Source organism: Frigoribacterium sp. ME-P-080, from assembly GCF_030209595.1.
Classification (GTDB): domain Bacteria; phylum Actinomycetota; class Actinomycetes; order Actinomycetales; family Microbacteriaceae; genus Frigoribacterium.
The window spans coordinates 135,178-142,238 of sequence record NZ_JARVRR010000006.1 but is presented as its reverse complement, the minus strand read 5'-3'; the positions used below and the strand labels follow the sequence as shown (position 1 = coordinate 142,238).

6 protein-coding genes are annotated in these 7,061 nt (G+C 72.3%); 2 read left to right on the top strand and 4 right to left on the bottom strand.

All coding sequences use genetic code 11. The features are described 5' to 3' along the window. Both QRN23_RS11975 and QRN23_RS11970 read left to right on the top strand, forming a co-directional pair. On the top strand, positions 1-977 hold a 977-nt coding region (locus QRN23_RS11975), incomplete at its 5' end, for an alcohol dehydrogenase catalytic domain-containing protein (protein ID WP_285063641.1). 146 nt (positions 978-1,123) lie between these two features. Further along, positions 1,124-2,653 (top strand): MFS transporter, encoded by a 1,530-nt coding sequence (locus tag QRN23_RS11970; RefSeq protein ID WP_285063640.1) that lies wholly within the window; start codon positions 1,124-1,126, stop codon positions 2,651-2,653. A 130-nt stretch (positions 2,654-2,783) separates the two neighbouring features. Here QRN23_RS11970 and QRN23_RS11965 read toward each other — a convergent pair whose 3' ends face one another. From QRN23_RS11965 to aroA, 4 genes are all read right to left on the bottom strand, one after another. Continuing rightward, on the bottom strand, positions 2,784-2,924 hold the full coding sequence (locus QRN23_RS11965; protein ID WP_157485316.1) for a hypothetical protein: 141 nt from the start codon (positions 2,922-2,924) through the stop codon (positions 2,784-2,786). 311 nt (positions 2,925-3,235) lie between these two features. Then, on the bottom strand, positions 3,236-3,997 hold the full coding sequence (locus QRN23_RS11960) for an inositol monophosphatase family protein (RefSeq protein ID WP_285063645.1): 762 nt from the start codon (positions 3,995-3,997) through the stop codon (positions 3,236-3,238). A 403-nt stretch (positions 3,998-4,400) separates the two neighbouring features. Further along, entirely contained in the window at positions 4,401-5,531 is a 1,131-nt protein-coding gene (rsgA, locus tag QRN23_RS11955; protein ID WP_285063639.1) for a ribosome small subunit-dependent GTPase A, read from the bottom strand. A gap of 73 nt (positions 5,532-5,604) precedes the next feature. Then, positions 5,605-7,020 (bottom strand): 3-phosphoshikimate 1-carboxyvinyltransferase, encoded by a 1,416-nt coding sequence (aroA, locus tag QRN23_RS11950; RefSeq protein ID WP_285063638.1) that lies wholly within the window; start codon positions 7,018-7,020, stop codon positions 5,605-5,607. Between the last annotated feature and the right edge of the window lie 41 nt (positions 7,021-7,061).

Genomic DNA, 7,061 nt, shown 5'->3' with positions numbered 1-7,061 from the left:
AGGTCGTCGAGGTCGGCCCCGACGTCGAGTTCATCAAGGTCGGCGACATCGTCTCGGTGCCGTTCAACATCGCTTGTGGCCGGTGCCGCAACTGCAAGGAACGCAAGACCGGCATCTGTCTCAACGTCAACCCCGACCGCCCCGGCAGCGCCTACGGCTACGTCGACATGGGCGGCTGGGTCGGCGGACAGGCCGAGTACGTGCTCGTGCCCTACGCCGACTGGAACCTGCTCAAGTTCCCCGACGCCGACCAGGCCATGGAGAAGATCCTCGACCTGGCGATGCTGTCCGACATCTTCCCGACCGGCTTCCACGGTGCCGTCACCGCGGGCGTCGAGGTGGGCTCGACCGTCTACGTCGCCGGAGCCGGCCCCGTCGGCCTCGCCGCCGCCACCGGTGCCCTGCTGCTCGGCGCCAGCGTCGTCATCGTCGGCGACATGAACGCCGACCGCCTCGCCCAGGCCCGCAGCTTCGGCTGCGAGACCGTCGACCTGACCAAGGGCGAGCCGGGCGAGCAGATCGACCAGATCCTCGGCGAACCCCTCGTCGACTGCGCCGTCGACGCGGTCGGCTTCGAGGCCAAGGGCCACGGAGGCGGTTCGGGCGAGGAAGCACCGGCCACCGTGCTGAACTCGCTGATGGACATCACCGCGGCCGGTGGCGCCATGGGCATCCCGGGGCTCTACGTCACCGGCGACCCGGGCGGCATCGACGCCGCCGCGCAGAAGGGCTCGCTGTCGCTCAGCCTCGGCACCGGCTGGGCCAAGTCGCTGTCGTTCACCACGGGCCAGTGCCCGGTGATGAAGTACAACCGGCAGCTGATGATGGCGATCCTCCACGACCGCACGAGCATCGCGAAGAACGTCCACGCCCAGGCGATCAGCCTCGAGGACGCCCCGCGCGGCTACGCCGAGTTCGACCAGGGCGCGGCCACGAAGTACGTCCTCAACCCGAACGGCCTGATCAAGGCGGCCTGACCCTCGTCGCCACCCGCGCCTCCTCGGCTCTCGGTCCCCTCGACCGTCGGAGCCCGGGAGGCGCGGGTCGGCGCACCCGCGCGCCCCGCGTTCCGCAGGCACCCGCGTCGTTGCAGGCCGTGCACGGTGTATGACGGAACGATCCCATGACGAAGACATCCGACACCCCTGCCCCGGGAGGCGCCGACGCCGCCCGCCCCGCCTCCGGCCGCGCCGCCCGCTCCGACGAAGAACGCCAGAAGTGGCGCGCCTTCGCCGTCTGCGTCGGCGTCGCCGCCCTGACGATCCTCGACCTGTCGAAGGTCAACGTCGGTCTGCCCAGTATCGAGGCGTCGCTCGGCGCCGGCCCCACCGCCCTGCAGCTGATCGTCGCCGGCTACGCGCTCGCCTTCGGCCTCTCGCTCGTGCCGTCCGGCCGACTCGGCGACCTCAAGTCGCGCCGCATGATGTTCGTCATCGGCCTGACCTCGTTCACCGTCGCGAGCCTGCTCTGCGCCCTCGCGCCGACCATCGAGTTGCTCGTCGCCGCGCGCATCCTGCAGGGCGTCGCCGCCGGCATCCAGATGCCGCAGGTGCTCGGGCTCATCCAGCAGCTCTTCCAGGGCAAGGAGCGCGGTCGCGCGTTCGGCTTCTTCGGCGCCATCATCGGCGTCAGCACCGCGTTCGGCCCGACCCTCGGTGGCCTGCTCATCGCGATCGGCGGCCCGGAGGACGGCTGGCGCCTGCTGTTCTGGATGAACATCCCCCTCGGCCTGATCGCCATCTTCTTCGCCCTCAAGCTGCTGCCGAAGACGCGGACGGCCCCCAACGGCCACAACGAACTCGACCTCTTCGGCATCGTGCTGCTCGGCCTGACGATCTTCACCCTGATGCTGCCGTTCGTGCTGACCACCGGACAGGGCGACGACCCGCTGCGCTGGCTCTTCCTGATCGGTTTCGTCGGCTTCGGCGCCGCGTTCGTCTGGTGGGAGCAGCGCTACAAGGCCCGGGGCAAGTCGCCCGTCGTGCACTTCAGCCTGTTCTCGCTCGCGTCGTACCGCAACGGCACCCTGATCGCGACAGTCTACTTCTGCGCCCTGCCCGCGACCTTCCTGCTGACGACGCTGTACCTGCAGCAGGGGCTCGGCCTCGAACCCGTCTACGCCGGCATGGTCACCATCCCCTTCGCCCTGACCAGCGCCGTCGCCGCGTTCTACGGCGGACGCCTCGTCGACCGCTTCGGCCGCAGCCTGGTCGTCCTCGGGCTGGTCCTGGTCGCGGTGGGCTTCGTCGCCCTGCTGCTCGCGGCCGTGCTCACCCCGCGCGACATCACGCCCTACGCCATGGGCATCGGCATGCTGATCGCCGGAACCGGCGGCGGCTTCGTCATCTCGCCCAACCAGACGCTGACGCTGGCCGAGGTGCCCGTCGAGATGGGCGGCGTCGCCGGCTCGATGGGGCAGGTCGGCCAGCGGGCCGGCACGGCCATCGGCACGGCGGCGGCGGTCTCGACGTTCTACTCGGTCATCGCCGGCTCCGGGGGAGCGGACGGGGCGAACCTCGACGTCTACCACGAGGCCTACCGCAACGGCTTCTTCGTCACGATCGCCCTGGTGTCCGTGGCGCTCGTGCTCGGGCTGATGGACCTGCGCGCCCGCAAGAAGGGGCGCGTGGGCGAGGGGGCCGCGGCGTCGTAGCCGGCGACCGCTGTCGGGGAGGCGACCCGCGCCTCCTCGGGTGGCCGCGCCTCCCAGGACGTCGATGCGTCGGGCGTCGAACCGTCGGGCGGCGGATCGTCGGGCGGCGAACCGTCGGGCGGCGGTCGGGTCAGAGGCGGGCGAAGGCCTCGACGACGTAGCTCGTGACGTCGACCTGACGCGTGGTCGGCAGGGCGATCGACGCGGGATCGATGGAGCCGGCGACCGTGCTGGTGGTGGCGGAGACGGAGACGGCGGGCGTGACGAACATGGTGGGCCTTTCGATCGGCTGGTGACGCGGTCGGTGACGCGGTTGGCGAGGCCCGGCCGCCCGTGCAGGGACACGGGCGGCGGAGCCCCTGACGACCCTGCCCGAGCTGCTCGGTGCCCCTGTGCGGAGCCGGTGACGTCGTGTGATCAGTCAAGCCGTCCGCACGTTGCGTGAACATAAGCGCAGGGCTGAGTCGCCCTCCGTCGCAGGGATGAACCTCGACCGCCGTCATCCCGCCACGAAGTAAACAAGCCGCCACGCAAAGAGGTGGCGGCTTGTTTAGTTCATGGCGGGGTCAGCTCGCAGGCGACTCAGGCAGGAGGCTCGGCCACGACCCCGAGGACGCTCTCGTGCAGCAGTCCGTTCGTCGCCATCGCGGTGCCGTGCCAGGGGCCCGGCCGGCCGTCGGCACTGGTGAATCGTCCGCCGGCCTCCTCGACGACGACCGCCACGGCGGCCATGTCGTAGGGCTGCAGGTCGAACTCGCCCGCGACGTCGAGCGCGCCCTCGGCGACGAGCATGTACGACCAGAAGTCGCCGTACGCCCGCGTCCGCCAGACCCGGCTCGTCAGGTCGAGCAGCTGCGGCAGGCGCCCGGCGTCGATCCAGTACTCGAGTCCGTTGAAGCTCAGGGACGCGTCGGCCAGGTCGCGCACGCCCGACACCCGCAACGGCCCGTCGTGCTCGGTCGAGAACGCCCCGCCGCCCTGCGTCGCCCACCAGCGCCGGCCGAGCGCGGGAGCACTGACCACGCCCACCACGGGCACCCCGTCGACGACGAGCGAGATCAACGCCGCCCAGACCGGCACCCCGCGCAGGAAGTTCGCCGTGCCGTCGATCGGGTCGACCACCCACTGGCGGTGCGAGGGAGCGTCATGGCCGTACTCCTCGCCGTAGAAGGTGTCGGCGGGCCGCGCGGCGGCGACTCGCTCGCGGATCGCCCGCTCGACGGCCTGGTCGGCGTCGGTCACGTGCGAGCGGTCGGGCTTGAGCGACACGTGCAGGTCGGCCGACCGGTACCGCTCGGTGCTGATCGCGTCGGCCAGGCCGGCCAGCTCGAGCGCGAGCGCCAGGTCGTCCGCCCAGGGCGTCCCGGTGGATCGGTCGGACGAGGAGGCGCGGGTCGGCTCGGCAGCATCGGTCACCCCGTCAGCGTACCCAGCCCGCCCTGCTCGACCGCGCCCTGTCCGCCGACCTGGCCCGCGCCTCCTGCACCCACCGCACCGCCTCCCCGGCCCGCCCCGCGCCTCCTGCACCGCCGCCCCGGCCCGCGCCGCACCGCAAGGCCCCGCGCCGCACCTCACCGCCGCCCCGGTCCGCCCCGGCCCGCCCTGCACTTCACTGCACCGCGTTTCGTGCACGGCACCGCGACTAGTCCAGGTGTGCTGCACGAGACGCGGTGCGATGTCGCGCGGTCGGCCCCAGCGCGGATCGGCCGGCGCCGAGCGACCGAGTGCGGTGCGACGCGGCGGCGCGCTAGCCGAGTTCGTCGCTGCGGGCGTCGTCGGCCGCGGCCGCGAGGTCGCGCGCGCTCACGCCGCCCTTGGACGCGAGCAGCGACTGCAGCGACTCGAGCCGTTCGCGGCCGACGTCGCCGAGCTCGCCGGCCTCGATGCGGTCGACGATCTCCCAGTCGTGGGCCTCGGCCAGCGGGATGCCGTCGACCGGCTCGCCCTCGGCCGGGATCGCGTGCGCCGCGAACGACTTGAGGATGTTCTCGGGGTCGACGTGCCCGAGTCCGAACGACCGCACGCCGGGGGTGTCGACGATCCAGCCGCCGGTCGGCACCTTGAACGACACGGTCGACGACGAGGTGTGCCGTCCGCGACCGGTGACGGCGTTGACCACGCCGACCTCGCGACGCGACCCGGTCAGGGCGTTGACGAGGGTCGACTTGCCGACGCCCGAGTGGCCGACCGTGACGGTCACGTGGCCGTCGAGGACGCCGCGCAGCTCGTCGAGGGCGGGGGAGACCTGCCCGCCGGGTGCCACCTCGTCGAACGAGGTCGAGGTCGTCGTGACGATGCGCAGGTCGAGGCACGAGAAGTGCGCCGCGAACGGTGCCGGGTTGGCGAGGTCGGTCTTGGTGATGCAGAGGATCGGTTCGACCCCCGCGTCGAACGCCGCCACCATGTAGCGGTCGACCAGGCGGGGCCGGGGCTCGGGGTCGGCAGCGGCAACGACGATCAGCATCTGGTCGGCGTTGGCGACGATGACGCGCTCGACCGCGTCGCTGTCGTCGGCACTGCGCCTCAGCAGGGTGGAGCGGTCGTGCACCTTGACGATGCGGGCGAGCGACCCCTCGGAGCCGCTCGTGTCCCCGACGACGCCGACGCGGTCACCGGTCACGACGCTCTTCTTGCCGAGCTCGCGGGCCCGCGCCGTCGTGATCTCGCGTTCGTCGGGGGTGCCGGCGTCCATCAGCACGCCGTAGCGGCCACGGTCGACCGTCCAGACGACGCCTTCCTCGGCGTTCGCGTAGGCCGGGCGCTGCTTGGTGCGCGGCTTGTTGCCCTTGGGGTTCGGGCGCACCCGCACCGAGCTCTCGTCGTACTGGGCGTAGTCGCCCTCGTCCTCGGCGTCGTCGCCGTCGCTCCACCAGCTCATCGTGCCTCGCTCATCGTCGACCGTGCCCCGCTCGTCCCGTGCCGTGCCCCGCTCATCGTCGTCGGCCCGGCGCCTAGAGGAAGCCGAGCAGGTCGATGTCGGCGGGGCTCTGGCGGACGGACCGGCCGAGCATCTCGTCCCACAACTCGACGAACTGCGGCAGCGTCTTGCCGACGACCCGGACGTCGTCTAGCTCGACCCCCTCGACCGCGAGGCCGATGATCGCCGCCGCCGTCGCCATGCGGTGGTCCTCGTAGGTGCGCCACTGGCCCGCGTGCAGCGGGGACGGCTCGATGCGCAGGCCGTCCTGGAGTTCGGTCACCGCGCCTCCGAGGGCGTTGATCTCGGCGGCGAGGGCCGCGAGGCGGTCGGTCTCGTGACCGCGCAGGTGGCCGATGCCGGTGATCGTGCTCGGGCCCGATGCGAGGGCGGCGAGGGCGACCAGCGCCGGGGCGAGCTCGCCACCGCGGGACAGGTCGACGTCCACGCCGGGCAGCGAGCCGCCGCCGACGAGGCCCACGCCGCCGTCGACGGTGAGGGTGTCGCCGTCGAGCGTGACGGACGCACCCCAGAGCGGCAGCAGGTCGATCAGGTCGGCCCCGACCTGGGTCGTGTCGGCGGGCCAGTGCGGGATGGACACGGTGCCGCCCGCGACCAGGGCGGCCACGAGGAACGGCGCCGCGTTCGACAGGTCGGGTTCGATGACGACCTCGCGCCCCGCGATCGGCGTCGGCGGCACGATCCAGGTGCCGACGGCGGGCGAGGCGACCTCGACCCCGCGCTGGGCGAGCGCGTCGATCGTCATCTCGATGTGGGGCAGGCTCGGCAGGCGTTCGCCGGTGTGGGTCAGGGTGAGGCCGCGTTCGAAGCGCGGGGCCGAGAGCAGCAGCCCCGAGACGAACTGGCTCGAGGCCGACGCGTCGATCTCGACGTCGCCGCCCTCGACCTCGCCGGTGCCGTAGAGGCTGAAGGGCAGCGCGCCCCGGCCGTCGTCGTTCACCTCGACGCCGAGGGAGCGCAGGGCGTCGATCGTCGTGCGCATGGGGCGCTTGCGGGCTCCGGCGTCGCCGTCGAAGGTGACCGGTCCGAGGGCGAGTGCGGCGACCGGGGGCAGGAAGCGCATGACCGTGCCGGCCAGGCCGCAGTCGATCGTCGCGCCGCCCTGCAGCTCGCCGGGCGTGACGACCAGGTCGGGGCCGAAGGGGGAGTCGTTCGGGAACTCGGCGACCGTCGTGCCCAGGGCCTTGAGCGCCTCGATCATGAGCGCCGTGTCGCGGGAGTGCAGCGGCAGCCGCAGCGTCGACGGCGACGAGGCGAGCGCCGACAGCACGAGTTCGCGGTTCGTCAGGGACTTCGACCCGGGCAGGGACGAGGAGGCGCGCAACGGCCCGGAGGCGGTGGGCGCGACCCAGCGCCCCTCGTCGACCTCGGGAACCTTCCCGTCGCCGTAAGGAGAGAACTCGGGCCCGGAATACCTGTACACCTGCATCGGTTCACCACAGTAATGCAGCAAGAACCTGGAGGACCTGT

Bases quoted from the DNA above. Each gene is read 5' to 3' on its own strand.
- QRN23_RS11970 (WP_285063640.1), top strand. From the start codon at position 1,124: ATGACGAAGACATCCGACACCCCTGCCCCGGGAGGCGCCGACGCCGCC.
- QRN23_RS11965 (WP_157485316.1), bottom strand. From the start codon at position 2,924: ATGTTCGTCACGCCCGCCGTCTCCGTCTCCGCCACCACCAGCACGGTC.
- rsgA (WP_285063639.1), bottom strand. From the start codon at position 5,531: ATGAGCTGGTGGAGCGACGGCGACGACGCCGAGGACGAGGGCGACTAC.
- aroA (WP_285063638.1), bottom strand. From the start codon at position 7,020: ATGCAGGTGTACAGGTATTCCGGGCCCGAGTTCTCTCCTTACGGCGAC.